This window comes from Bacteroides sp. AM41-16, from assembly GCF_003603495.1.
Classification (GTDB): Bacteria; Bacteroidota; Bacteroidia; order Bacteroidales; family Bacteroidaceae; genus Bacteroides; species Bacteroides uniformis.
Genome location: NZ_QTNE01000008.1, coordinates 122,350 through 147,595, shown reverse-complemented (window position 1 = coordinate 147,595; position 25,246 = coordinate 122,350). Strand labels below are relative to the sequence as shown.

At 53.5% G+C, this 25,246-nt stretch carries 27 protein-coding genes; 2 read left to right on the top strand and 25 right to left on the bottom strand.

From position 1 onward, the window contains the following. Positions 1–12 precede the first annotated feature (12 nt). The 5 genes from DW896_RS09500 to DW896_RS09480 form a co-directional block, all read right to left on the bottom strand. Positions 13–918: a FimB/Mfa2 family fimbrial subunit gene (locus DW896_RS09500; protein WP_004293542.1), complete on the bottom strand. Its 906-nt coding sequence runs from the start codon at positions 916–918 to the stop codon at positions 13–15. A 67-nt stretch (positions 919–985) separates the two neighbouring features. Next, positions 986–2,113, bottom strand: coding sequence for a hypothetical protein (locus DW896_RS09495; RefSeq protein ID WP_004293543.1), 1,128 nt, complete (start codon positions 2,111–2,113; stop codon positions 986–988). Between the two features lie 60 nt (positions 2,114–2,173). After that, a complete protein-coding gene (locus tag DW896_RS09490) occupies positions 2,174–3,655 on the bottom strand; it encodes a DUF3868 domain-containing protein (protein WP_004293544.1) in 1,482 nt (493 codons plus the stop codon). A 13-nt stretch (positions 3,656–3,668) separates the two neighbouring features. Beyond that, positions 3,669–4,244 (bottom strand): DUF3575 domain-containing protein, encoded by a 576-nt coding sequence (locus tag DW896_RS09485; RefSeq protein ID WP_004293545.1) that lies wholly within the window; start codon positions 4,242–4,244, stop codon positions 3,669–3,671. A 743-nt stretch (positions 4,245–4,987) separates the two neighbouring features. Continuing rightward, positions 4,988–6,196 carry a site-specific integrase gene (locus DW896_RS09480; RefSeq protein ID WP_087393857.1) on the bottom strand — a complete coding sequence of 403 codons (1,209 nt, stop codon included), beginning with the start codon at positions 6,194–6,196 and terminating at the stop codon, positions 4,988–4,990. Positions 6,197–6,367: 171 nt separating this feature from the next. Here DW896_RS09480 and DW896_RS09475 point away from each other — a divergent pair, with 171 nt between their 5' ends. Then, positions 6,368–6,694, top strand: a complete 327-nt coding sequence (locus DW896_RS09475) for a hypothetical protein (protein ID WP_008672759.1) — start codon at positions 6,368–6,370, stop codon at positions 6,692–6,694. A gap of 132 nt (positions 6,695–6,826) precedes the next feature. Here DW896_RS09475 and DW896_RS09470 read toward each other — a convergent pair whose 3' ends face one another. The 19 genes from DW896_RS09470 to DW896_RS09380 form a co-directional block, all read right to left on the bottom strand. Continuing rightward, positions 6,827–7,426 (bottom strand): DUF6549 family protein, encoded by a 600-nt coding sequence (locus tag DW896_RS09470; RefSeq protein WP_004293548.1) that lies wholly within the window; start codon positions 7,424–7,426, stop codon positions 6,827–6,829. Further along, positions 7,419–7,625, bottom strand: a complete 207-nt coding sequence (locus DW896_RS09465; protein ID WP_004293549.1) for a hypothetical protein — start codon at positions 7,623–7,625, stop codon at positions 7,419–7,421. Before DW896_RS09465 ends, DW896_RS09470 begins: the two co-directional genes overlap by 8 nt. A 22-nt stretch (positions 7,626–7,647) precedes the next feature. Beyond that, positions 7,648–7,947: a hypothetical protein gene (locus DW896_RS09460; protein ID WP_117589673.1), complete on the bottom strand. Its 300-nt coding sequence runs from the start codon at positions 7,945–7,947 to the stop codon at positions 7,648–7,650. A gap of 3 nt (positions 7,948–7,950) precedes the next feature. Beyond that, positions 7,951–8,109, bottom strand: a complete 159-nt coding sequence (locus DW896_RS21465) for a hypothetical protein (protein ID WP_008860769.1) — start codon at positions 8,107–8,109, stop codon at positions 7,951–7,953. Further along, entirely contained in the window at positions 8,090–8,611 is a 522-nt protein-coding gene (locus DW896_RS09455) for a hypothetical protein (protein WP_009316566.1), read from the bottom strand. Before DW896_RS09455 ends, DW896_RS21465 begins: the two co-directional genes overlap by 20 nt. Continuing rightward, the gene (locus tag DW896_RS09450; protein WP_009316565.1) at positions 8,580–8,939 is read right to left on the bottom strand and encodes a hypothetical protein; all 360 of its coding nucleotides are present in this window, start codon (positions 8,937–8,939) and stop codon (positions 8,580–8,582) included. The genes DW896_RS09455 and DW896_RS09450 overlap by 32 nt, the downstream gene beginning before the upstream one ends. Further along, entirely contained in the window at positions 8,936–9,703 is a 768-nt protein-coding gene (locus tag DW896_RS09445) for a PolC-type DNA polymerase III (protein WP_008860772.1), read from the bottom strand. The genes DW896_RS09450 and DW896_RS09445 overlap by 4 nt, the downstream gene beginning before the upstream one ends. A gap of 6 nt (positions 9,704–9,709) precedes the next feature. Further along, complete coding sequence (locus tag DW896_RS09440) at positions 9,710–11,887, bottom strand: DNA polymerase III subunit alpha (protein WP_117965151.1); 2,178 nt, start codon at positions 11,885–11,887, stop codon at positions 9,710–9,712. Next, complete coding sequence (locus DW896_RS09435) at positions 11,884–12,426, bottom strand: HNH endonuclease (protein ID WP_004322855.1); 543 nt, start codon at positions 12,424–12,426, stop codon at positions 11,884–11,886. Before DW896_RS09435 ends, DW896_RS09440 begins: the two co-directional genes overlap by 4 nt. Then, on the bottom strand, positions 12,419–13,186 hold the full coding sequence (locus DW896_RS09430; RefSeq protein ID WP_009316563.1) for a site-specific DNA-methyltransferase: 768 nt from the start codon (positions 13,184–13,186) through the stop codon (positions 12,419–12,421). Before DW896_RS09430 ends, DW896_RS09435 begins: the two co-directional genes overlap by 8 nt. Then, on the bottom strand, positions 13,152–14,909 hold the full coding sequence (locus DW896_RS09425; protein WP_004293558.1) for a PHP domain-containing protein: 1,758 nt from the start codon (positions 14,907–14,909) through the stop codon (positions 13,152–13,154). Before DW896_RS09425 ends, DW896_RS09430 begins: the two co-directional genes overlap by 35 nt. Next, a complete protein-coding gene (locus DW896_RS09420) occupies positions 14,906–15,946 on the bottom strand; it encodes a toprim domain-containing protein (protein ID WP_004293559.1) in 1,041 nt (346 codons plus the stop codon). The genes DW896_RS09425 and DW896_RS09420 overlap by 4 nt, the downstream gene beginning before the upstream one ends. 634 nt (positions 15,947–16,580) lie before the next feature. After that, positions 16,581–17,936 (bottom strand): DnaB-like helicase C-terminal domain-containing protein, encoded by a 1,356-nt coding sequence (locus DW896_RS09410; RefSeq protein WP_117589674.1) that lies wholly within the window; start codon positions 17,934–17,936, stop codon positions 16,581–16,583. Then, complete coding sequence (locus DW896_RS09405; protein ID WP_008672745.1) at positions 17,933–18,550, bottom strand: hypothetical protein; 618 nt, start codon at positions 18,548–18,550, stop codon at positions 17,933–17,935. Before DW896_RS09405 ends, DW896_RS09410 begins: the two co-directional genes overlap by 4 nt. Next, positions 18,528–19,145, bottom strand: coding sequence for an RNA polymerase sigma factor (locus tag DW896_RS09400; RefSeq protein WP_008672743.1), 618 nt, complete (start codon positions 19,143–19,145; stop codon positions 18,528–18,530). Before DW896_RS09400 ends, DW896_RS09405 begins: the two co-directional genes overlap by 23 nt. 129 nt (positions 19,146–19,274) lie before the next feature. After that, the gene (locus DW896_RS09395; RefSeq protein ID WP_004293563.1) at positions 19,275–19,760 is read right to left on the bottom strand and encodes a crossover junction endodeoxyribonuclease RuvC; all 486 of its coding nucleotides are present in this window, start codon (positions 19,758–19,760) and stop codon (positions 19,275–19,277) included. Continuing rightward, positions 19,735–22,059 (bottom strand): hypothetical protein, encoded by a 2,325-nt coding sequence (locus DW896_RS09390; RefSeq protein WP_004293564.1) that lies wholly within the window; start codon positions 22,057–22,059, stop codon positions 19,735–19,737. Before DW896_RS09390 ends, DW896_RS09395 begins: the two co-directional genes overlap by 26 nt. Beyond that, a complete protein-coding gene (locus DW896_RS09385) occupies positions 22,047–23,114 on the bottom strand; it encodes a phosphoesterase (protein ID WP_004293565.1) in 1,068 nt (355 codons plus the stop codon). Before DW896_RS09385 ends, DW896_RS09390 begins: the two co-directional genes overlap by 13 nt. Positions 23,115–23,188: 74 nt before the next feature. Continuing rightward, a complete protein-coding gene (locus DW896_RS09380) occupies positions 23,189–24,448 on the bottom strand; it encodes a hypothetical protein (protein ID WP_004293566.1) in 1,260 nt (419 codons plus the stop codon). A 14-nt stretch (positions 24,449–24,462) separates the two neighbouring features. Here DW896_RS09380 and DW896_RS21460 point away from each other — a divergent pair, with 14 nt between their 5' ends. Continuing rightward, positions 24,463–24,621, top strand: a complete 159-nt coding sequence (locus DW896_RS21460; RefSeq protein WP_008672739.1) for a hypothetical protein — start codon at positions 24,463–24,465, stop codon at positions 24,619–24,621. A 108-nt stretch (positions 24,622–24,729) separates the two neighbouring features. Here the strand turns inward: DW896_RS21460 and DW896_RS09375 are convergent, their stop codons facing one another. Next, entirely contained in the window at positions 24,730–25,224 is a 495-nt protein-coding gene (locus DW896_RS09375; RefSeq protein WP_017140885.1) for a hypothetical protein, read from the bottom strand. Positions 25,225–25,246 lie beyond the last annotated feature (22 nt).

The window sequence follows — 25,246 nt, the reverse complement described above, 5'->3', positions numbered from 1 at the left end:
TTTCGGTTCGGTCTAAAACTCAGGTTTCACTTGTTCGATGTACCATTCGGGTACGCTTACCGTGATTTCTCCCGACTTGAACTCGATGCGTATCGGGATGAGCACTTCATGTTTGGAACAGTCTATAATAGGATTGTCGGCAAGGAACCTGGCGAGGTTGACTTCGGCCAGCGGTTCCCCGTTCGGGGCGGCGCTCAGGCGGATGTTCACGTTCTCGTGGTTCTTGTGACGCATTATGTTGGTACGGGCCGTGAGCAACGCTTTTCCGGCTTCGTATTCGGTTTCAAGCAAATAGTCGGTTGCCTCCCCACAGGCCCGATTCTCAAAATCGGTACAGGGCGAGACTCCGCATATCTCAAGCACAGGCAGCGAGCCTGCGCGGGTTCCCGGGGCGGGAACTCCGGCCACTTCCACCGACAGATCGTAGTGAGAGCTGGCGAACTCTATGGTTTTGGTCTGGTTTGCCTCTTCATCACCGCTGTAAGGCAGTACGGTATAAGAGGTCGTAGCATAGTAAAGTGAATCGTTGCCGGCAACCTGTTTCTCGTCGAAATAATCCCCGGCGGCAAAGAGCATCCGGCCGAAATCGCCCGTGGCGATGCCATCGACCTTCGTGTGGTGGGTGTTCCCCAGGCAGACAATCCGGTAGTCTCCGGCAGCGAGCGGGGGAAGCGTAGCCGTGCGGTCCTTGACCTGTTCCTCTGGTAAGATACTCGAATTGACGCATCGATTTTCTGCATCGAATACGAACATCTCCACCCGGCAGATCTTGTCGGGGAATATCTCCGTGGTGCCGTCGCCCTTGTAGCTGAGCAACAGCGTGTTCGTGCTCAGACAGTCGTCCAGATCCTCACGGATGCAGGATGTGGCGGCTCCGGCGAGCAACGTCAGGCAGAAAACAATATTCGTCAATTTCATATATATGTGATTGAAGTGTTAAAGGATAGACAGGGCGGAACTTTCGCCCTGCCTATCGGGTTATCAATTAAAATTCAGGTGTGACAGGAACTACATCCCAGCTCATGACGTCAACAGTTACCTCCACACATTTTTGAGGATTATCCAAATCCTCATCGCTAAATGCAAAGTTCATGACGTAAATCTTGGCGAAATCTGCTGTAACAGCAGGAGTGAATGTACTGGTAGCCAAGTAAAGAGGAACCTTAGTTCCTTCATTTGTTGTACCAATCAATTTTACAAGAACTTGAGGATGGTTAGTATTTCCAATATTATTATCTTTAGGAAAGAAGTGGTATGCAGGACGGACATTGCCTTTCTCGTAGGAATGCTTATACTGTGTATTTTCATCCAATGTAACCAAAGGCAAGGTGGTTGCAGGACTCTCTGTTGAGGTAAATTCATCGTTATACCACGCATCAGCAGCTGTCTCGAAAAGGCCGAATATAGAACCGGGGTTAATATCGGAGTTCTGTATGTCACTGGCTGTTCCTCCCTGACGGTCTGCTTTCCCGAAATAGTTGTTCAACATGACCTGCTGAACTTCAATACTCTTGTACTTACGCTGACCTTGAGTAGGAGCTGTATACTCAAATTTACCGATTTCAATTCTGGATACACGCGGTTCAAGCACTACCTTCGCTTTGTAAAGCGGGTGTCCTGCCTCGTCTTGACCGGACACAGAAGTCAACTCGACTTCTTTATAAAGGTCTAGATCAGTCGGATTTTGCTGTTCGGCGATTATCAGGTCTTTTTTCAAATCTACATAAGTAGATGCATTTATTTGACTACCGTTGTTACCTACAACGATTACCTTGTTCACCTCAGCAGGTAAAAAATGGAATACCTTATCTGCGCGGTCGTCAAAATTACTTTTATTGCTGAAGTAGTGGGTTGCCTCAGTTCCTTCGATTGTTTTTCCTTTATACAGGGTAGTTCCGTCTGTAAAGAATACCTGTAAATCTGTCAAAGAAACCTTTGAGTTGTCTTCTACCTCTTGACCGGCGCCTCTGGTTACTGGAATCACATTAGACAGGTCAATGCTTACACTCTTTGGGGTGTTGTCCAACTGTCCCATTTCATCGTCTTTGTTGTCACATGCAACAAACGTCATTGAAGCAGCTAAAGCTGTCAATAAAAAACTCTTGACTTTCATCTTTTTGTTATTTAAAAATTAGTAAAAAGGTTTTTATAACTTCTCGCTTATGGATTTTGTCTACAACTGGTCGATGACCTGCCGCACCTCTTCGAGGTTATGCCGGGCAGTCGCGGAGCCTGCCTCCGAAGCACGGCGGAACACATCCTCCGCCTTGTCGTATTGTCCGGCCCCGGCGTATGCCACACCGAGGGTGGAGAGCAGTTCTGCCGACCGCGCGGTGACTTCCGATTTCTCGAGCAGCTCCACCGCCTTGGCATACTCCTCACGGGAGATGGCGTTCACGGCATTCTCATTGAGTGCGGAGGGCGAAGCGGGGAAATAGCGTAAGGCGGTGGCCATCACCTTGTCGTACCCGGGCGTGCCTTTCCCGTAGGAATCGGCCACCTTGTACATTTCCGACAGGCTCAGGAGGTCGGGACGCTCATCGACCATGCGGCGAGCCTCTTCGAGGTTAAAGTTGCGCACGTTGTACTCGATGCGGTACTCGTTGCGGCGCAACGCGGGGTATATCTCGGTGAGCAGCCTGTGGTAAATGGTCGGCGGCACGAGTTTCTGGAGTTGCAGCTCGCAGAAATCCCGTTCGTCGGGGTAACGTTCGATGATTTCATATACCTCGTCGCGTTTCAGCAGGTTCGGGAAGTCGCCGAGCACACGGACGAAACCTTCCCAGTCCTCACCCTTCCAGTCCACGTGGAGCATCTCGGGAGCGATAGCGTCGTAACGGCGGATATAGTCGGCCAGCGCCTTGGCGCGGTTCTCGGACAAGGCCATATTGTGCGCCATGCTGCCTTCGGGAGAAGCGTAACCGGTGATGTAGATACCGATAATCCTGACGTCGGTATTTTTCTTTACCAGCTCGATGGAGTTGGAAACGGTGTCCAGTTCGGCACGGTTGTTCTTGAATCCGGGCAATATATTATAACTGTCCTGCCGGAACTGCAGCCGGGCGGTGCGGGTTTCGGCACGCACTTTCACGGGTTCAGGTTCAGGGGCTATGCTGTCGAGCTTGTAATCGGGGACATAGGCAGGAAGTATGCCCGCCCACAAGGACTGCTCCGCCTTGCCCTTGTCGCAGTTCACGCAGCCGTGTACCTCTTCGCGGATTTTGATCCGCCCGTCGAGCATCCAACGCTCGTAGGGCACGGTGGCCGCATAATCGTAATGCTGCCCCTTGCTGCTGTGGCGTATGATTACCTGTGCGGAATCATTGTGGAAAGGGGGAAGCTCCACGCTTTCGAGCCGCTGCGCCCGCAAGTAAACCTTGTGGCGGGTCTTGCCATCGATGACTATCGGGGGAAAGGTCACCTCGCGGCTACTGTCCGCCGACATGAGTACGGGTGTCAGTGCTACGGTGTGCTGCGTACGGATTTTCGCCTTGCTCAAATCGACGGACATCGTCAGCTCTACCGTGCGGCCCTGCTTGACGACCCCTCCCTGACGAATCCCGATCAGAGGCAAGTAACTGGTTTCGTTCTCGGCATGCAACATCATGGGACAACATGCCAATATCAGCAATAATAGGATGTATATGCGTCTCATAGTCATTTTCTTGTTATTTGATTATATATATCAGGGAGATGCCCGCCTTGGTCGGGCCGAAATAATGCTTGTCCTTGTTGCCCTTGAACTTGCCGCAAGTGGCACACTCGTACTTATCGTATTGCGTGTAGATGTAACCCAGACCGATCGTGGCTTCGAGGTTCCAGCGTTTGCCTAAAATCCATGAGTAGCCATACGACAATCCGAGACCCGTAGCCCAGCCCTGATAACGGTGATCCTTCGTGGACTTGCTTTGGAACGGGATTCTCACGCCACTGATGTTGTAGAACGCGTAACCGCTGTGCAGGCCGAAGAAATGGCCGTTATAGCGTTCGCAGAGCCAGTAACGGAACTCCGGCATTACCATCCAGTGTTTGATTTTCTTGTTCTTGTCCTTATTCAGCGTCCACGGGTTGTAGGCGCCCGTGAGGTCGAGGGTCGTGCGTTTGCCCAGCCCAAATTCCAGACTCAAGTTGGGCGTGGTACTTGACCAATACAATAGATTGGTCTTTACTGCGATATCCTGCGCTTTGACAGTGCCCGTGCACCAACAAACCGCAAGAAAAACACCGAAGATCAATTTTTTCATATTTTCCTTATTCTTGTTATCTCATTCGGGCCGGAAAACCGGCACGTCAACTCCCAAACCAATACTTCTCTCCGAAAGAGAAGTGGTAGCGTATAACATTGATGATAAGTGGCTGAAAAACAGATTATGTTCGGTTCGAGCGACTGGGAATGCTTAACATTCATTGAAGTAGAACCGGTTTAGAACTCGGATTGAGACTTAAAAAACAAGCTGTTTATGCCGTTATAATCAATAAAATACGTATATTTGCACCGTCAAATACTTCTCTTTCGGAGAGAAACGGGCAAATACTCAACAGTTTATCGCCTTGGCGGGATTTTCCCGCACTATTTCAACGACTTGTTTTTTAAACTCCAATGGTTGCTCTCTGAAGTTTGGCAAAACATTTTTTCGGTTGCATGATTCCTGTCAAATCATTCCGTCTCCTGTCTGTCTCTTTTTAAGAAAAATACCGTTCAGGAAAAGACCTGGTTTTCTACTGTTTATTTTTTGAACGGTAATTTTTACTAAACAAATCGCAAATGCCCGCTTAACGGCTCATCTGTTTTTTCATTCTGACGGACAATAAATTTCGTTAATCGTGAAGCGCTTATTTGATTTTTGCGTATCTTTGCACTTGCAAAATACTTCTCTTAAAAAGAGATGTTTTAAATTGCACAACTTTTCAGTTTCTATAGCCATTTTCCGAATGGCTTTTTTGCTGTCCGTACGGTGTGCGGGTATTATGCAAATCTTTCTCCCGATTACAGTGATTTTAGAATAAGGCTGTTGGCCTTGTCCACGACCGATGTGTCTAATGAGGCAAGGTAGATACGCGTGGTATTCTCCGAATCGTGTCCCATCGCTTCGCTGATGGTGGAAATCGGAATGTTCTTGCTCTTTGCGATGGAAGCCCAGGCGTGGCGCGCGACATAGCTTGTCAGCGGTATGGCAAGCCCTAACTGCCGGCCTATTTTTTTCAGTTTGTCATTGACAAGATGGGCGGCGTTCTTGTATTGCTTTCGGGCATCCGTATCCATATCCCGGATGATCGGCAGCAGATAAGGAGTCGCGGACGTATCGTACTTGCCGACAATCTCCTGCATGGGTTTCTCCCACTTGATAAAAAGCTGCTGTCCCGTCTTCTGGCGGCGATAGACCAGAACTCCGTTCTGCAAATCCTTCTTTTTCAGGTAAGCCATATCCACAAATGCCATTCCCCGGGTGTAGAATGAAAACATGAACAGATCTCTCGCATAATCCAGCACAGGACTGAGCGTCAGGTCCAGATCCCGTATCCGGCGGATTACTTTCAGCGGGACGGCACGTTTCACTGTTTTGTCCACGCCCGTATAGACATGTTTGAAGGGATAGCGCTGCACGGTCAGTTCCCTTTCCACCGCACGGTTATAGATGGCGCGCAGGTTGCGCATGTAAAAAGAGGAGGAGTTCGGGCAGACATTGATGCCTTTCAGAAAGGTCTCGTATTCCACCATCAGGTTGGAGTCCACTTCCTCGAACAGCAGGTCCCGTTCGCCCCGGAAACGCAAAAAACTGTTCAAGGCGGTCGTATATGTTTCGGCCGTGCGCCTTTTGCCTATCTTTTTCAGTTCCTGTATGAGTTGTCGTGCAAAGGAAAGGAAACCGCCACAGTCGGCCGGAGAGGAGAACACTTCCACCACCTTGTCGGCGGTATATCCCGTGTCGGAACGTTCGAGCCGTGCGATGACGCTCCGGAGCCGGGACAGGTCGTCTGCTATGGCGGTCTTCATGGAGAGCAGGTAATTCCTGCGTCCCTCTTCTGTGCCGGAAGCCACCACGACCTCGGAAATGCCGGCATCCCATTCCGAAGGAAAAAGCCTGTAGCCGGTATGCACTTGTCTTACCAGACGGTTGTGAATCACTTGATAGTAGAGCGAGCCTTCCTTCATCTCGACGGAAGAGGCCCGGAATTTAACTTTTACTGTTGCCATATTACTTAATTTTCAATGATTGATATTCTGTCATTAAAGAATATGGCAAACAGTCTGGCAAGGATGTAGTCCGGAAAAATATTACTATAATAATGTTTCTCAATCGTAAAATGAGAGAAAATCCACCTTGCTTAACATTTCTTTACTTCGATATGGCGGAGACATGAAAGAATGTCATTATTGCACGGAACGGAAGAGGTGCGCGCACTGCATGCCTCTACCTGTTATGGAATGGAAAGATATAGAAATGGTGCGCTTGATGAAACGGAAAGCCGGTCCCGCCAATCTTCATTTAATATCCGGACATGGCCGGATAAGTCATCGGTAATGCAGAATTGTTGCAATGTTTCCTGTTCGGCGCAGGCTGCCGGAAACAACCGTATAGCTGTACAGATGGCAGGATTTACCGGCACAATGGGTCTGGCGGATGTCAAATCTGTGGATTGGATGGTTTTCCAAACTACTGTTCTGGACCAGGCCCACTCGTGCCCGTTATAAATGGCCATATCAGGCAACGGGCTAAAATATTCCGGACCGGGATGTATCTGAAACCATCATTTGAGATACATCCCGGTCCGGAGTAAATGTCGCTTCAATCAACACACCCTATCCAACGCTTGCAGTCCACCATCATTTTTTGTCTATCTTTATATATTCCGAATACCTGATTTCCACATACGGGTTGTTGCTGGATATGGTCTGACGGATAGCTTTGACCCTCTTCCAGAACCACCATCCCTTGTATTCCACCCATACAGCCTGGTTAAGCGTCACGGGTATCTTTATGTCACCTTTGAGACGGTTCTCTTCAATCAGTCCGCTAAAATGTATATGCGGCGTGACCATCTCCACTTTCTGCCGCAGTAGCGGGACGGTATCACGGACAATGAGCGTGTCGCGGACGGCGGCGTCTATCGGTGCTTTCACCTCGACCTCATGCCGGGCCGCCGCTTCGAGATTCCTGATTTTCACGCCGAGCCGCCTGATGGTTTCGGCATCCTCGGCACGGAACTCCTCATACTCGTCTATGGTCAGCCGCAGTGCCTTGGCATCGAGGGCCATCGTCGCTGAATCGGTCCGCATCCGCTTCACATCGGAAAGCAGGGCTGTGCTGTTCATGCGGAAACGGTCGCGTTCTTCCGTGAGGCGTATTGTCCACCGGTGCTGCAACCAGAGGATGCCGCCGAGCAGCAGCACGGTTATCAGAAGTGTTTTGTCCAGCCTATTCATATGTCACGGATTTTTCGGGAATGAACCAGACAAACTCATCCATGTAGGCCTCTTCCAACAGAACCAGCCCGCCCTTGTTTTTCCTGTCTTCACCGGACAGGTCCTCCACGACCAGCCCTCTCCGGCCGGCCAGTCCGCCAAGCTTCATGCGGGAAAGTTCCGGAGAAGCGATGATTTTCACATAAGTATTCTTTGTCATAACCGGCAGTTTAAAAATCGGGTTATTTATGCAGGTTCTGGCATTTCAGCAGCTCCCGGATGTCGGCCCGGATCTCGTGCAGGTCATTCTGCACCGTGTTGAGCTGCATCATGGTCGCCTCGAACACGGACTTGTCCAGCTTCATGGCGTTGATGCGGTCATACTGGTTCTTGATTTCCACTTCCAAACCGATACATTTGGTCTCCAGTTCTGCAATTTGGGCGGTGTTGTTGACATGCTGTATGTACAGTGTCAGCGAGAACGAGAGTACCACGACAATGATCTTGAAGTACTTCATTACAAATTCTTTGAGTTGTTCCATATCTTATTCCATTAAAAGTGAGAATGCGTCCCTGATAGCCCTCAGCAGAGTCTCGGCTGCCGCACTATCCCGGAACCCATAGATGACAAGCGCGATCATCATCGCCAGATAGACCCACCAGGCGATTTCTTCCTTAGTGATTTTACGTTTCCGCTTCGCCATCTTTTACAGGATTTTGGGGTACGATTACATTGAAGATAACATTGCCGTCGCTGCCTTCGATACGCAGGCGGTTCTCCTCCTTGTGCCTGATGGGGAAGATATCCATCAGCGCCTTGGCGGCATTGACCGACACGGCCCTGAGCGGTGCCGGAGAGAGCGGCACACCGAAACGGTCTGTATAGTCCGAAGTGGCCGTCTCGTCCATGATTGCCTTGAGAGTCTCGGTCACCTGCAGCTTTACAGCCATCGTCTCCATCTCGAACCGTTCCGAGGAGAGCAATGCCTTGATATGTGCCAGCACATGCGGTTTGTTCATCAGGTAATTGGCCGAAGCATACGGGTTCTTCACCGTATCCTCACCGAATACCTCCACAAAGCATTTTTTCGGCCGTCCGGCATATTCCAGCCCGCCGTTCACATAGAGGTTGCAGAATTGCAGCTCCTGCTCCGTGAGCGGTTTCTCTTCCGGCCTATCCTGCGTGTTCGTTATCTTGTCTGACATCGGTTCTTCCTTCCTTTTCTGAAAGAGTAGCGGGTTTGTATCCCGGAGGTTTTACAAAATCCGCCTTTTCATTGAGCAACTGCTCCATTAATGCGTCATAGAATACCTGGGCCAACGCATCGGCACACGCCTCCGCATCCGCTAGCGAGTTGATGAGCCGCAGGTTGAACTTGATTTCCAGGTCGTAGCCCGATATGAACGCCATCAGTTCGTTCCCGTCATAGCCCAGCGCCCCGTAGGTCATCCGGTCCGCCGTACGGAATGTAATGGTCTCGGGAATCTGTTCCCGGTCAATGCCTTGGGCTTCCTTATTCGTGTCCATACTCATATCTTGAAATATTTACGGGTTTTCTCTTTCTTCTGCGTAGCGATTGCCGCCCCTTCCGTCTGGCGCAGACGGGAGGTATAGACCCCCAGGATGTCAAGCGTGGCCGTCACATCCGCAGCCGCATCGTGGGCATCGTCCAGTTCCACCCCCAATTTTGAGGCTACCAGTTCCAGTTTATACGAAGTAACCTCCGGATCAGCGGCAAAAGCCAACCGTCCCATGACAAGCGTGTCGATGTAGTGCGGCTGGAAGTTGCCGTAATAGTCCTTGGTACCGGAAAAGGTCTTTTCAAACTCGGCGGCCAGTCCGGCATAGTTCATCAGCTGTTGCAGGAATCCGATATCGAAAGCGATGTTCTGTCCGACCAGCACGGGCTTGCACTGATAGCCCTTCGAGAGGGTGCTGCGTTTGGCGAAGGCGATGACTTCTCCGGCGACTTTCTTCATGTCCACACCCTGTGTGCGCAGCATCTCCATGGTAATGGCGGAATAGTCCAATGCCGTCTGTTCGTACTTCATCGGGACATATTCCGGTTCTTTCGCCTGTTCATGGCGGGTACGCAACACCTTGCGTCGGGGAAGCCCCGCGTCCTGTTTCCCGTAGGGGGCGATATACGCCTGATAGCGGTCGAATACCTGCCATGTGTCGAAACGGACGGCTTGCAGGGCGATCTGTGTACAGGCGCATTCACGGCAGTCCAGCCCTCCGGTCTCGAAGTCCAGCCCGATGCCTACATATATCTTCTGTTCTGTCTTGGGTGCCATATCTTTTCAGGATTGAATGAATAACAATGAGTTCCTATAGGTCTGTAATGTATTGCATCCGTTGTAGTCGCTGTAACGGATGACGGCAGTGAGGATGACCACCCGGTCTTTGAGCGACTGGATCTCGGTGTGGTGTTCCATGTAATAGTCGTTCCAGCATACACATTCCGCCAGACGGTTGTTCTGGGAGAGTGTCAGCTTGGCGAAACGCTTCCGGCTTCCCGTCTCCCTGTCCTTGTAGGTATGTTCGGTTACATCCACCACCGTGGCGCAGACAGTCGCACGCCTGCCGTCGTTCTCGTCCCGTGCCACCTCGTCCAGGGTCAGGTAAGAGGCTTTTCCCTTGACCTGCCTGCGGGCTTCCGAATTGTTGAAGATGCGGCGATAATCGATGCTGCCTATGCCCGACACGGCAATCTGCTGCTGCGACCAGAAGAAATGCCGCCCGCGCATGTCCTGCGGGAAGTCTTTTTCAGAAAGGGAGAATCCCAGTTCCCGTGCTGCGCGTTCGAGCAGCGCGCAGCGTTCGGTAACCGCCCCGACTTTTTCGATACGGTCGAAGCATCCGGCAAGGATCATGTGCTTGACATGCCGGGCGTTCACGGGGACTTTCACGGCCTCTTCCGCGTTGTCGGGGTCGTCCCAGTAACTGTATTTCTTGAGTTTGTAACGGAATATGCGGTGGATGAAGTTCTCGATACCGGTATATGCCCCGCCCCGGTCGCGTTCCGTGACGATGTATTCCACTGTCTTGACACCGACCTGTTTGATACGGGTAAGCGACCAGAAGATTTCATCGGTGGCATAGTCGGTGAAGAACTCCGTCCCGGAGCGGTTGATGTCCGGCGGCACGATCTTGGCCGACGAGCAGCGTTCCATCTCCGCCATCAACGAAGGAATCTCCTTGTCGTCCGCCCATTGCAATGCCACCGTGTAGAATGCCGAGGGGTAATTGGCCTTGAGCCATGCCCCGCAATAGGCTGTAAGGGCGTATGCCGCGGCATGGGAACGGTTGAACGAATATTTCCCGGCTACCTCTATCTTGTGCCAGATTTCCTCCGCCTCATAGTCCGGGCATCCGTTCCCGACGGCTCCGGCAATGAAATCCGCCTTCAGCGTGGCCATCAGGTCGGCTTTCTTCTTTCCTATGGCCTTGCGCAGATAGTCGGTCTTCCCGAGGTCGAATCCCCCGAGCGTATGAGCAACGGACATGAACTGCTCCTGGTAGACCATGATTCCGAAAGTGTTCTTCGTTGCTTCATAACAGCCGTAGTTATAGACCGGGGCCACTTCGCCACGCCTGAAACGGACATAATCATCGGTGGCACCGATGTCGAGTGTGGCGGGACGGTACAGGGCATTGATGGCGATCAGGTCCTCGATACACTCCGGCTGTACATCCTGGATAAACCGGGTAATGCCCGGCGAAGAGAACTGGAACACATTCTGCGTGTTGCCGTCCGAGAGCAGTCGGTAGGTCTTCCCGTCTTCCAGCATATCCTGCGTAATACGCCCGATAGTAAGTTCCTGCCCGAAATTCCGGTTGACCAACGCGATGACGGCACTCAGTTTGGCAAGTTCCTTTGTCGCCAGCACATCCTCCTTCAACAATCCGATCTCATCGACCGAATAGCCGTCGAACTCCGATACCAGTGCCCCGTCCATCTTACGGACCGGCAGGAAATCGAAGCATTCGGCGGGCCTGCCGTCCCGCGTGTCCGGTGTGACAACGATGGCCGAGGCGTGTATGGAGGCCGCTTTGGGCTGTCCGAGCAATCCTTGCACGTCCTCGATGACCAGCGGATAGGTCTGGATAAAGTCCCGAAGTTTTCTGTTGAAGGCAGCCTGTCTGAACAGTCCTGTCCAGTCCGTGCCGTCATCTATCATGGCGGTAATATAGTTCACGATGGAGTGAGGCACGCGGTGTACGCGTGCCACGTCCTTCAAGGCGGCTTTCAGTTTCATCGTGGTAAAGGTGCCGGCGGAAAAGACACGCTGGCGGCCGTCCGCGTTGTACCGTTCTTCCAGGTAATCCTTGATCTCCTGCCGCCGGTCGGAGGCATAGTCGACATCTATGTCCGGCAGCGAAGCGTGGCCGCCTTCTGTCAGTCCTTTGTCCACAAAGGCATCCATGACCGTCAGCGGTCCGTCTGCTTTCCTGATTCTTATATGTGTTACTTTCATCTGATATATTTCTTGTATCGTATTATCGCGCTTACCGTCTGGCGGCTGACACCGTACTGTTTTGCCAGGCTGTTCTGGGAAGCCTGGCCGGAGGAATACCTCACCCGTATCTCTTCCGCCTGCCCGTTGGTCAGTTTGGCGTTCACGCTTTTCTCGCCGTAATCCCGTTTGAGGCCACCCGCTATGGCATGTTCCATATTCCGCTGGTGCGTACACATTTCCAGGTTATCCGCACGGTTGTTGTCGCGGTTCCCGTCGATATGGTTCACCTCCAGTCCCGGATTCCAGTCGGGCAGGAAGTGCTGTGCCACCAGACGGTGCACGGAGAACTTCTTTCCGACACCGCCCTTGTAGAGTCGGACACAGTCATAGAGCGAAGTCGTCCCACACCAATGACACATGATACGTTCGGGTTGTGTCCAGGTGATACCGTCATGCGAAACTTGCCGTTCCAGACTCTTGACACGCCCGAGGTTGCTGATCTTGTACTTTCCTTCATAGTTCTTGATATCCACCCAGATTTCCCGGGTGTCAGCCATGGGTTATACGGTTTAGTGCTGTCTGAAAAATTCCCAGGTCTATCTCCACGCCGATGAACCGGCGTCCCGTATTCCGGCAGGCCACGGCTGTACTGCCGCTGCCCATCGCAAAGTCGAGGACGATGTCTCCTTCGTCGGTGTAGGTGCGTATCAGGTATTCCAGCAGGGCGACAGGTTTCTGTGTCGCGTGCAGGCAGGAGAGCTGCTTGTCCGTCTTGAATTTCAGCACACTGCGCGGATAGCGTTCCGTGGATATGTAATCCCGGAAATTATCGTGCTTCCGGTATATCTCGCCGGCATCGCATTTCCGCTGATGTTCGGCCATCACGACCTTGCGCTTGTGCCCGTCCGTCTTGATCGGATGATACTTCGGCAACCTGTCGTAAAAGACCAGAATGTCCTCGTGCGCCTTCATCGGCATACGCCTGGCGTTTAGGAAGCCTGTCGCCTGCGTCTTCTCCCATACCCAGGCATACCGCAGCCTGCGGAGATTGGAGCTGCCCAGCAGGCTCGTAAAAGGATGCTGGCAGAACAGCAGTACGGGAGTGTCAGGTCTGGATATGCCCTGTACAGCATTCCACATCCCGGGGATGTCTATCACGGCGTCCCATCGACAATGTGTCGTACCGTATGGAGGGTCTGACAATACCATGTCGGCAGTGATGCCTTCTTCAGCCAGCAGGGGCAGCACATCGAGTGCATCGCCCCGGTAAAGGTCGCAACCGTCATAGGGACGGTGGTGTTCGTAGGTCGGATTCATGGGTTTCGAGTTCCTTTAGGTTCCACAAGCAATCTCGGCGGTCAAAAAGGATTTCGTCGCCACACATCAATTCATCTGCGTATATCGTCCGCTCTTCTCCGTTACGGATTACCCGCATCCGGGCATCCGTGCACAGACGGTAAGTCTTGCCTTCAGATTCCATCTCCACATAGCGTTCGCCCTTGCCGAGTGTGATGTCCGGGGCAAGCACCGTCAGTTCGTCTTTCCAGCTGAGCCCGCAGCGTTCCGGCACGAGGAAGCGCGAGAAGATAAGGTCGTATTTCAGCGGGTCGATGGAGGTTATGCCAAGCAAGTAGGAAACCAGCGAGCCCCCGGCGGAACCGCGACCTATACCAGTTGCGATGCCTCTCCGGTGCGCCTCCCGCACCATATCCCACTGCACCAGGAAATAGTCCACATTGTCGGTCGATTCAATGATATAGACTTCCTCGTCCAGCCGTTCCCGATAGCGTTCCCGCTCCGGTTCCGGCACTTTCCGGTCCAGCCCGTCGTCAAGCAGTCGGAGGAACATCGTACGGCGGTCACCATACCGTTCCCGCTCTTCCGGTCGCATACGGTATTCCGGCATGAACATTCGCCCGGTCTCGAATGAGGCGTCCGCACGTCCGGCAATCTCCACCGTGGGACGGCACATGCGCCTAAACAGGGAATCGAAGTCCCATTGCCCGGAGAACAGAGGACGGAGCGTGTCATACAATTCATCCGCTGTCTTGAAATACTGGTCATCGCTCTGTTCATGGGCGGCTCCCGTGGCAATCTTGTTCACCACGATTCTGTACCCTGCATCGTCCTTGTCCATGTAGTAGCAGTCCGGAATCAGGACTGGTTCTACTGTAAATGAATCCGTGTCGGCATCATAACAGTTGCCGAAATAATATTTCAGGGCTTCTAGTTGCTCCCTGTCGATGCGGTCCGCCTTGTATTCGTTGGCGTCGACCTGGTAATAGACCGCTTCGGCACCTTTCCGGATACGCTTCACCTGTTTGGGGTGTCCGGCCATCCAGTAGACGGAACGGATGGCGAAAACCACCACACAACCTGCGGCATACATCAGCAGCTGTTCATAGCGGAGGGTGTTGTCTTCCGAATCGACCATGACGGCCCGTTGGATGCGCAGCAGATTATGCAGCCCCTCGTTATCCAAGGCATAAATCTTCAGCCCGACACGTTCTTCTTCGTGCATCATTGTCAGCGAGTAGCCGAATATATGTTTCAGCCCGGTATTGGCGCACTCCTTCTGAAGGTTCAGCGTGGCGGCCATTGTATTGCGGTCGCAGATGCCGACAGCCGTATGCCCGAGCCATTTCGCCTTGCGGCACAAATCTTCCGGCGAGCAGCAGGCGTTCAGCAGCTCGTAGGAGGTATGGATGCCGAGGTTCACGAAAGGTACATCATGTACCGGAGGCTTGGGCCGGCCGATATATTTCAGCAGGTTGAAACGGAATTCTTCCCGCAGGTCATAGTAGTACCAGTTCCTGCCGAACGGGAAGGCCACATGGAAGATTCCTTCTTCCATCAGCACATCCGGACTTTCCATCAGGTTGAACACGAGCTTGTCCCCGTCGCCGCGGAAGATGGATTCCACTCCCGACAGGTCGGCCGTGAAAAGCCGCCCGAAGCCGGGAATATCCACCACTTCCGTATCGACCGGGATATAGGTTATCCGTTGTGCATCGAGCCATGAGAAAAGTTCCTGTATCATCTTTCCTGTACTTTTTTGAGTTTGTATTCAAGGACGGACAGCAGGCGGCAGGCGAAAATCCCGTAGATTTCCGCTTCCGTGAGTTCGTCCCAGTCTTTGGCGGCATCAGCAATGTCCGCGATGAAAACCTCGAAATAGGGTTTCAGCCGTTCAGCCGTCCGCTTTACCGACTCGACGGCATCACCATCGTAACCGATGACTACGGTTCTGACGCCTTTCGATTGCAGCTTGTAGATCTGTACATCGGATATTTTCTTTCCGAAAGTGGCCACGGCTGCGACATGGGAATTGTCATAGAGTTCGAGTCTGCGGGTCAGGGCGATGACATCGAAAATACCTTCCGCGAGGATGACCGTATCGGTTTCATCCATACGGACGGCATCGTAGTTATAAAGGAGTCTGGAAAAGTCGTTTTCCGTGGAGTTCCGGTAACGCAGGATCTTGTACCCGCCGCTATGTCTGGTCTTGCGGTTGTGGGCGTCTATATCCTCTTTCGGCCAGGTATGGCGGGAGACATAGCCGACAACCGTACAGTCATCGATGACCGGAAAAACGACATAGTCCGCGTAGCGCGGATTGAGCCTGCCGGTTATCCCGACCGGGAAATACTCGTAATCGTCGAAACAGAAGCCGCGCCGCTGCAAATACGGATGCCGGAAAGTGCGCTTGTAAAAGTCCGGCAATTCGACCGGCACCAGTTCGTCGTCTATTTCTTCCGCCTCGTCCTTCTCCAGCAGGTGCAGGTTCAACGGTGCGGCAATGTCAGCTGTCTGCAAAACCATCAGGTCCATGCGACCGATAGCCGCCAGAAGTTGCTCCAATGTACGGGTGGATGCCCCGCAGGAGAAGCAGTGGGCCATGAAAGGCCGGCGGTGGGCAGTCGCCTTGCCGATGTAGATACCGAACTTACCGCCCGACTTTCCGCAGAACGGGCAGCGCGGAACGATAAGGTTCTTACCGCTCCCGTCCCGTTTGGCACCCGTCTCGCGGGTTATCTCCGAAACCAGATATTGATATTCCTGTACCGACAGTTCCATATTAAGGTATAGTCGTGACCGCTACAGGTTGGTTTGAAATGTTTGGAAAAAGAATCCGGATTAGCCCAATAAAAATAGACCGGCAGAATCATGGAAGGTCTTTCCACCCAAAGGAAAAGAGAAATTGTCTTCCCGGCTGGACAAAAAATGACTGCTTTTGTCTAATCGATAAAACAATATATAAATAAGGAGATTGATAATCAGCATTGGCTGATTATCAGGTGTAGAGATGTACTTTTCTAAAATGATCACTCTCTACATAAAAAAAGCGTATTTTTTGTGCAGTACAATAAACATACTGAATGAAAAGTATCGTTTTCCAATTACTACAAATAACGGATTTGTATTTGCGAGGTCATTCGAACTTTCCTCGAACAAAGGTCGTATGATATCTCGAACGCCAAGACCCGTGAGCGGAAACTGAAAGTCTTGGAGGCGGCAGAGGAATTGAAATGTGAAAACCTGCTGTTGATAACATGGGGAACGGACGATATGGCGGAATACAAAGGGCATACAATAAAAATCGTATCTGTCCGGAATTGGTTTTACGCATGTAAGCTGCCATATATTCTCAACATTCCAGTCGTTACAAGTCAAAAAGCCACCGACACGCCGCATCCGGATCGATGGCTTTTTATTCCCTGTTCAGATTCAGTGTCCTCTGCCCGTCATAGAACACCTCATTGTCGTAGTCGGTGGCAATCCTGATAGTGTCTCCTTTCTGGAAGAACCGGCTTTTGGCCACGTGCAGGCGCATAACGTTCTCCTTTCTTTCAGCCGATGACTGGTTGAGCGAAACAAGGTGCGTGCACGGGCGGGCCAGACCTTTGGCCTCCGAACAGTTGTACTCGGTCAGCACGTTCCGCTCGTCATTCAGCCACTCCCGGTCTTCGATGGTAGACTGGTAAGTCACCACCATCCATACCTTTTCGTCCGCCGCCAGGTCCTTCAGGTCATTAGCCACCGCGATACGCTTCGCCCGTTCATGGTCGGCTCCCCATGAACGGCGGTTGGCATCCGTCAGCAAGTCCATCGAATCCACAATCACGATGTCCGGATTATATCCTTTGAGCTTCCTGTATTCCGAAATGCCGTTCTTGATGTCGAGTGTCGAGACCTGGGCATTGAAACGCGGGTAACTGCGCACCGTGATGCTTCCGGCATACGAGGCGACCAGTTTTTCCAGATGTCTCATCTCCGTATCCGAAATCTTTCCCCGCTCGTAATAGTAGGCGTTCCTGGAAATCAGTCCGCCGGAATAGGCGTTCAACGCCTCTTCTTCCGAACCTTCCAGCTGGAAATGCAGCACATGCAGCCCGTCATCGATGTCCGCCCTGACACCGATCCATTTGGCGATGTGCGACTTTCCCACGCCTGTGCTGGCCAGGAAACAGGTCAGCTGACCTCGCAGGTTACGTCCGGCATTGAGCGCATCCAGATACGGGATGTAGAAGCGGGACACACGAGGGGTGGCCGAGCGTTCCTCTTCCTCCTCGCGCCGGCGGTTCCTCTCGAAACGCTCCTTGAAAGTCGCGGCCACATCGACGAACGAGGAACTCTTCAGCGTGAACCCTGCCAGCCACTCGGCATATTCCCGAAGAGTCTTCTCCGCCTTGTCCTGTTTGTTCTCGTTATACAGTTTCCCGACCTCCGCATAGACCGACTGCAACCGGACCCCCTTGATGTAGGACTCCAGCATGTCGGTCATCACCTCGGCACTCTGTCCCTCGTCATACTCCCGGAAAGTGTCTATCAGCTCGATGGCGTCGTAATCCTCATGGAAGGTCTGTGCCAGCACGGCATACGACGGCGGTGTCTTGTATGTCTTGAAGTGTACGGCTATCGCCTCCTGTACCTGCTGGAACGAACGGTCCGGCAGGTATTCCTTACGCATATGCCGGGCTAGGACAGCACACAACGGTTCCTGTCTGAGCGCCGTGGCATAGAGTTCATACAGGAACTCGGCACTGAGCGGATTGACGGCACTCATGGCTTCGCCTCCTTTTTCCGCCACGCCTCACAGCGGATACGGTACAGTTCCGGATAGCGCGCCTGTGTCCTTCTGCGGCATGGCTCCGCTTTCGCACATTTTGAGCATGACGGGGAGAAAGGCGTCCACATCAGCGTGGAGAGCGCACAGACGAGATATCCCGCTTCGGTGGAGAGCAGTCGCCGCTTGGTCGTCTCCTCGTATTCCGGATAAATAAAACGCCCGAACGGATGGCTGCGGCGGTCTTCCACTGCCCGCGCCAAATCATGCCGTGACAGCCCGAAACTCTTCAGCCACCGGTCCTCCCGGTAGCGGCGTTCCTTTCCCGAGCGGAGATAGCGGCCGATGGCTTTCTTTCCGAATGAATGGGAGACGTTCCATTTCCTGCGATACGCGGTATCATATCCGGAAATGGCATATGTCTGGCAGATACAGAAGTCGGACAGGCGTTCCGCACTGACGGAGACGACCTCCCGGCACAAGCCGTCGAAACACATCCCGAGCTGCCTGTCCGACTTGCCGCCGGTAGGGAACACAAAATCCGCCCACACCGTGGTGCGGACCAGCCGTGTAAAGAGCCTCCGGCATCCGTCAATCCATTCTTTTCTCTCCATCGCGTGTCAATAGTTTGCGCAGCTGCGTCTTGGCTAGGAAGATGCGGCTTTTTACCGTTTCTACGTTCCTGGTCTGCAAAGTACCGTTGTTATAGGTGATTTCCATGATTTCCCCGAGTTTGTAACCAGCCTGCTGCAAGAGCAGGGCTTCCCGGTAAATCGGTTTGAGCCGGTCCAGTGCCCAGAGGATGTCATCGTTATAGAACTCGCGGTAGTTGTCCATCCCCATGCTGTTTCCCGACGGTTCGTCCTCATCCGACAGCGAAGAGGATATTTCCGAAATGTCGATATTGTCGTCCGGGGGCATGCGGTTCCTGTTGCGGTTGTTCAGGTCCGCCACAAGCCGTTTGGTCACGGCATAGATCCAGGTCTTTACCGGACGGGCCGGGTCATAACTGTCCATATACTTGAAGAAGTTGGCCAACGCCTCGAGGTAGTTGTCCTCGATGTCCTCCTGGTTATAGGTATATTTGATACAAATGCTGTATATCAGATTCTTGTGCGGCATCACATATTTTCTGAGAAGTTCCGCCCTCTGTCTCGCGGATTCGTCTTCAGGCTGGAGAACCGCAATAAACACATCTTTCTTTTCCACGTTTCCACTGACTGAAAAGGTTGATAATGAATCTCATGTCCTAATCTGTCAGCTACCGTGAGCGTCAATTGAAAAAACGGGCGGCAGCATTACCGCCGCCCGGAAAAAATCCAAACCGTTGTCGGCTTGTCACAGCCTGTGCCTGCGGATGTAATAGTAGAAGAGGTGGCAGGCATCCGCCGCATTGTCATCCACCGGGACAATACCGTATCTGTCCTTGCAGGCCGCGACCATCTGCGTCTTGGTGGCGTGTCCGTCTCCCGTCGCCCATTTCTTGAGGACAGCCGGGTTGACGAACTCCGGTTCCGGGATATCCAGTTCATCGCACACTTCGAGCAGGATACCCCTGAGTTCCGAGAGCCGCCGCATGTCGTAGAAATGGCGGTTCACGCTCACATCCTCGGCCACGACGCGGCGGATGCCGTAACGACGGAGCAGCGAGAGCAGCGTAGTCCTGAAAGCGCCGTGCATCTTGTTGCCGTTGCGCCGTTTGCTTTCGGTGAAGTTCCATGTCCCGGCCTCATGCAGGGAGAAGTATCCGGTATGCGTGGCGATGTCCAGCGCCAGTACCTGCTCCCGGGTCAGTACGCTATTCTCCGAGTCTCGATTCGCCATTCTCTTTCACGATTACCAGTTTATGCGGATAGCCTTCAGCCACATTCCCGTGCGAGACTACCAGCACGGTACCGCCGAGCGAGTTCAGCGCCTCGAACATGGAGGCCAGCCCCGCTTCATCGACCGCCTCGAGTATCTCGTCCAGCACGAGCAGATCCAGTCCCTTGTCCCCGTCGCAGTTGCTGTTCACGAGTTTCTGCATGGCAAGGATGGTCGCCAAATTCACACGGGCGGCTTCGCCTGCCGAAAACTTGCCGAACGAGCCGCAGTCCATGCCGTCGCGCAGCAGTGAGATGGAGATTTTCTCCCTTACCTTACCACTCTTGAGGACGGTATACCCGTCGAAGCGGATACGGATGTCGCTGCCGATGTCTTGCAGGAACTCGTTGGTGATACGGCTGAGCGCCTCGATTTTCGTGTTGGCCAGATAGGTCTTGAACTGCACGAACCGTTCCCGCTGTATCTCCAGGGCACGGACCCGGGCATCGACGGCCGTCTTGCGCCCTGCCGCCTCGTTGGACTTCCCGCGCGTTTCACGGAGAGTGTCCTTGAGCGATTGTATGAGGTCGGGTGAAGCCGCCTCATCCAGCTCCCGGATCGTGGCCTGCAAAGTGTCGATGGCGCAGGCCGCAGCCTGTATATCTTCCTTGCCTACCCGTATGCCGCGGTTCAGTGCGGCATTGCGCTCGTCTATGAATCCGAACACCTCGTCGAATACCTTGCGGCGGACACCTTCGATTTCACTTTGCAGGGCGGTAATTTCGGAAGCGATGCGTTTATGCCCGCTTTCCACCTCTTCCACGTGGCGGGTGGCATTCCTGATGGCCCGTTCGTGCCCGGCCAGCTGCTCCTCCCATCCGGTGCGTCTGCCTTCCAATATCCGGCGCTCATGGTTCAGCCGGTTCTGCTGCAACTCCACGGCATCCGTCTCCTCCTGCTTCTCATCGATACGGCCGTTGATTTCCGTGAGCTGCCGTTGACGGAGCTTCAGTTCCTTCATGCCGGCCTCGATGTCGAACTGTGGTTCTGCCACCAGAAACTCATGCCCGCAGAAAGGACAGGTGATGGAGCCGGCCAGTTTGTTCGAGAGGCCGTCAATACCGGCAGAAACGATACGCCGTTTATGACGCAGTTCCTCGATGCTGCCGGACAGGTCGCGCAGACGGATGTCGATTTCCCGCAGTCTCTCCGCAGTCGTATCGGACTGATCCCTGTATGCCTCACAGAATGCGGCATACTCCTTCTTGAACTGTTCCCAGCCGTCAGTCCTGTTTTTCAGTTCCTGTTCCGCCTGCTTCAAGACGGCATCGCAATCCTTCAGCCGCTCTGTGGCGGTCTGTAACCGTCCTTTCTTTTCGGCAATGACCTTGTCCCAGTCCGTCTGCCGGGCATCGGGAAAGAGGGACATCATTTCCGCTATCTTTTCCAGACATGCTTCCAATGCGGTATCTCCGGCTTCCAGTTCCTGCAAAGCCTCGTCCGCCCGCTGCACTCCGGCAAGCTGTTCCTCAAGCCTGTCCACGTTCTCGTGCCCGGTACGGATCTGCTCCCTCTTGGCCGCTATGGCCGTTTCCAGTCCCATGATACGTTCCACACGGGTACGCCCCCGCTCGGCTCCGGCTTCCTCCTCCTTGCGTATCTGCTCCTGTAACATCCCGATACGCCCGTCCAACCCGGCCAGTTCCAGTTCCACCTGCCGTTTCTTTTCAGAGAGCGGCACGATGTCTTCCTCCACTTTGGCGATGGCTTCATCCACCAGGATACCGTTGGAAAAGCGGTTGATGACCTCTTTCTTCTCCTTGTCCGATGACGAGAGGAAATCCTCATACCGGTATTTGGAAAGGATGAAATTGTTGAGCAGCTCGTCGCGTGTGATACCCAGTTTGTCAAGAATATACCGGTTATAGGCATCCACCGAAGGCTGTACCGCTTCATCGGTTACCACCTGCTTGCCGCCACGGTAAAGCGTACAGCTGACAGAGGAAGCCCCCTTGCGCGGGATACGGCGGTTGACGAGCAGTTCCTCGGCGGCGGAATCGTTGATGAAACGCAAAGCGATACGGCATTCTTCCGCTGCATCGTTGATAATCTCCTCCGAGCGTATCTTTCTAAGCGGGCTGCCCGTGATACCCACGGCAATGCATTCCAACAGGGCAGACTTGCCGGCCCCGTTCGACTGCTGGGACTCATTGTCCCGGTTATCGCCGAAAATCAATGTCGTCACGCCTTGCCGCAGCATGTAGGACAGCGAACGGAAGGCGCAGAGATTTTCGGCTTCTATCGTCTTTAATTTCCACATGATCTGTTTTCTATTCTAGATAAATACTCCAATCCCATCGACACATCCTCGATCTGTTTCTCCCGGCAGAAGTCCTCGTAGGTTTCCCGGATGCGGCGGCTGTCGAATTTCTCGAAGAGCGAAGAGGATACCGCCTCCGGCAGCTGCTCGTCATCGGCAACCAGTTCTACCTTCGCCGCTCCGGCTTCCAGCAAGGCGGCTTTGTCCACCGATTTCATCGCGGCGGCAGGTGCATGGACACGCACCTTGACCTTGTAGCGACCATCGGCCTCCATTTCACGCAGCTCGTCCATCAGGTGCAACCCGGCACGTTCCGCCGGCATATCCATGACACGGTACCGCATGTTCACGCGGTTCTTGACAAACTCGTACGTGCCGTCCGTATACAGCACCGTGTATCCTTTCTCCTCGTCCTCCCCGAAGTTATGCTGGCGCGAGGAACCGATATATTCGATTCCCGTCCCCGGAATGACGGTACGGTTGTGGTAATGGCCGACAAAGACCTTGTCGAAAGGAGAGAATATCCTGGCAGGCAGTTCCTTTTCCGAAGGCTGTGCCAATGCCCCGTTGATACCCTCATGGATGTAGAGGAAGTGCTCCGGTTCTCCGGAAAGCGCTTCCGCAGCCAATCGTCCGAGCCTTTCGGCAAAAGAGCCGTCTTCCGGAAAATAGCTCATTACATGGAGCGCGAACTTCCATTCCGGGCGGCACAGGGTCAGGTACTCATCCACGACAGTCACATTCGGATGCCGGTCGAAGACATGACAATATCCGCGCAGGGATTCCTGGTTCACCTTGTCGTGGTTCCCTTCCGCCAGCGTGACATGAATGTCATGGTCCGCGGCGGATACAAGCATATCCCTGACGGCCAGCAGGACATCGAGTGTCTGGGCGGCACGGGAAAAGAACAGGTCTCCTCCGACAACCACTTCCCGGATATCCCGTTCCCTGCAAATTCCCATGGCCTCCTGCCAGTTGGCCTGGAATGCAGGGATGTTGTCTTTCGAGATGTGGATGTCATTCAATAACAAAAGGCAGGGTTTGTTCTCTTTCATACTAAGTGATTGTGATTAGGACGGGAGGCCCGGATGCCTCCCGTCGGATTAGAATTCAAGAACTTGTGAAAGGCTTATCTGCGGTGGCGGGGACGCCCGGCACGCTCTTCCGTTTCCTCCGGCTGCTCTTCTTCCTCCCCGGGGACATCCTCCGGTTCGTCACTGGGCTTCGGACCCTCCATCTCGCTTTCGATCAGGTCGAGTAGTTCCCGGTTGCTCGTGGAGCGTGTGACACGCACGGAGAGCCCTTCCTGCTCGATGTAGCCGCGGATCATCGCACGCAGCTCCTGGCCTTCCTCGGTCTTCTCACCGAGTTCCTGCCGCTGAAGCTCGTCATAACGTTCGAAAAGGTCGTCCAGCGAGATGCCTCCGCCTTCACGCCCGTTTTCTCTGTTATCTTTCGTACGGCGGTCGAACGAGAACGCGGATATATCCTCCTTGGGCAGTTCACCGTCCAGCGTGTCGATGACCGTCTTCATTTCATCCGTCTCCATGAGCGACATGCCGTAGATACCGTCGCACTGTTTGAGGAACTCGACGGTGGCTCCCAGATGATAACGGGTGTAGCGGTAGATGATTTCCGGGATACGCGGCGCACCCATCAGGGCGGTCAGCTCCTCCTTGGTCAACGGTACAGGTTCCGATTCGTTGTCAATGGAAATGACATACTCGGTCTTGGCTCCGTTCTTGCGCTTTTCAATCTCCACCGGATAGGCGTCATACACCGAGGAAATCGGGCACGGGTAAGACGGATTCTTGGCCAGTTTCTTGCTCCACAGCTTGAACTTCCTCTCATCCAGATCCTTGAACTGGGCATGGGAAAGGGTCATCATCTGCACGCCTTTGGCTCGTTCACCCAGGTCGAATACATAGAGACAGTGGCCGTAACTGTATTTCAGACCGCCTCCGAACGAGCCCCCGGCAATCTTTTCCGCCAGTTTGTCGTCCCCGTCCTCTTTTGCGGCTTCGACGGCCATGCGGCGGTAAGTCTCGATGGGATCAACGCTATATCCGGCATCGGTAGCGCGGGTGACAGTGACATACATCTTCTGGGGCTTGTTCCCCGTAGCGGGTTTCTCCAGCTCCAGAAGCAGCTGGTGGACGGGATACTCATAGCCCGGACGTGTCGGCGAGCCGTCCGGATTGGGAGCGATGGGCAGGATACGGAGACGGTAAGTCCCGAACTTGTCCATGCGGAAGAACTCCGTACGGGCGAACGCCCTGTTCTCCTCCTGGGCACGCAACTGTGCCTCCTGATAAGATTCCTGAACGCCGAGGAACATTTCCTCGACAGACATGCCTTCCATGCCGTTGTTCTTTTCTTCTTCTTGCATAAACGCTTTGTTTTATGGATTTAAAAATGCCCGAAGAATGCGACACGGTATACCCGCATCGCAAAGAAACTGGTAACAGGACGGACGGGTTCGGTTGCACCGTCCGCGTTCAACTGATAAAATTGGGAGAGGATGTCTCGCTGACCGTATCCCGAAAGAGGATACTCATTTGACAATATGGAAAGGTCTTGCAGCGACCGTGGAATACAAAATTAGGCAAATTACCCGGAACAGCCATACATGTACATGAATGTTTCTCACCGGCATTGTCCTTCAGCGCATTACCGTTTCATTTTAAGAATGCTTTTAATCTCTCCGAGCAGTCTGTCGCCGCCCGGCGCGTTCCGCGCTTCGGCAAGCAGCCTCCTGCGGTTCCGGCGGATATACTCTTCTCTCTTGCGGCGGCATATGCCTTCATAGTAGGCTTTGCGCTCCGGCGTGAGCCGTTTCCCGCGCCGGCAATAGACCCCGTCCCGGCGGTACTCGTCCAGGTAGCGGCGGAACTTCGCCTTGCCGCAGGAAGGGTCTTTCGATGCCTCCGCCACCGACCGTATGACCTGCCAGTCCGGCTCGAAGGGCTGCTGCGTGGCGCATAACCTGCGGAGCAGATGATAGACTACCGGCATCTCATACCGGAGCATGAAGCCTATCCGTGTCTCGTCGAAAGGAAAGCGCTTAAGCGTCCCCTGCGGTCTTCCGTCTTCTCGCTTTCGGGGCTTCTGCTGCCGGGGAGACGGTTTCTTCTGCGGCTGCCGCCTGATTTTCTTCTGTTTCATGATGTTGCGGTTGAATGGTTTG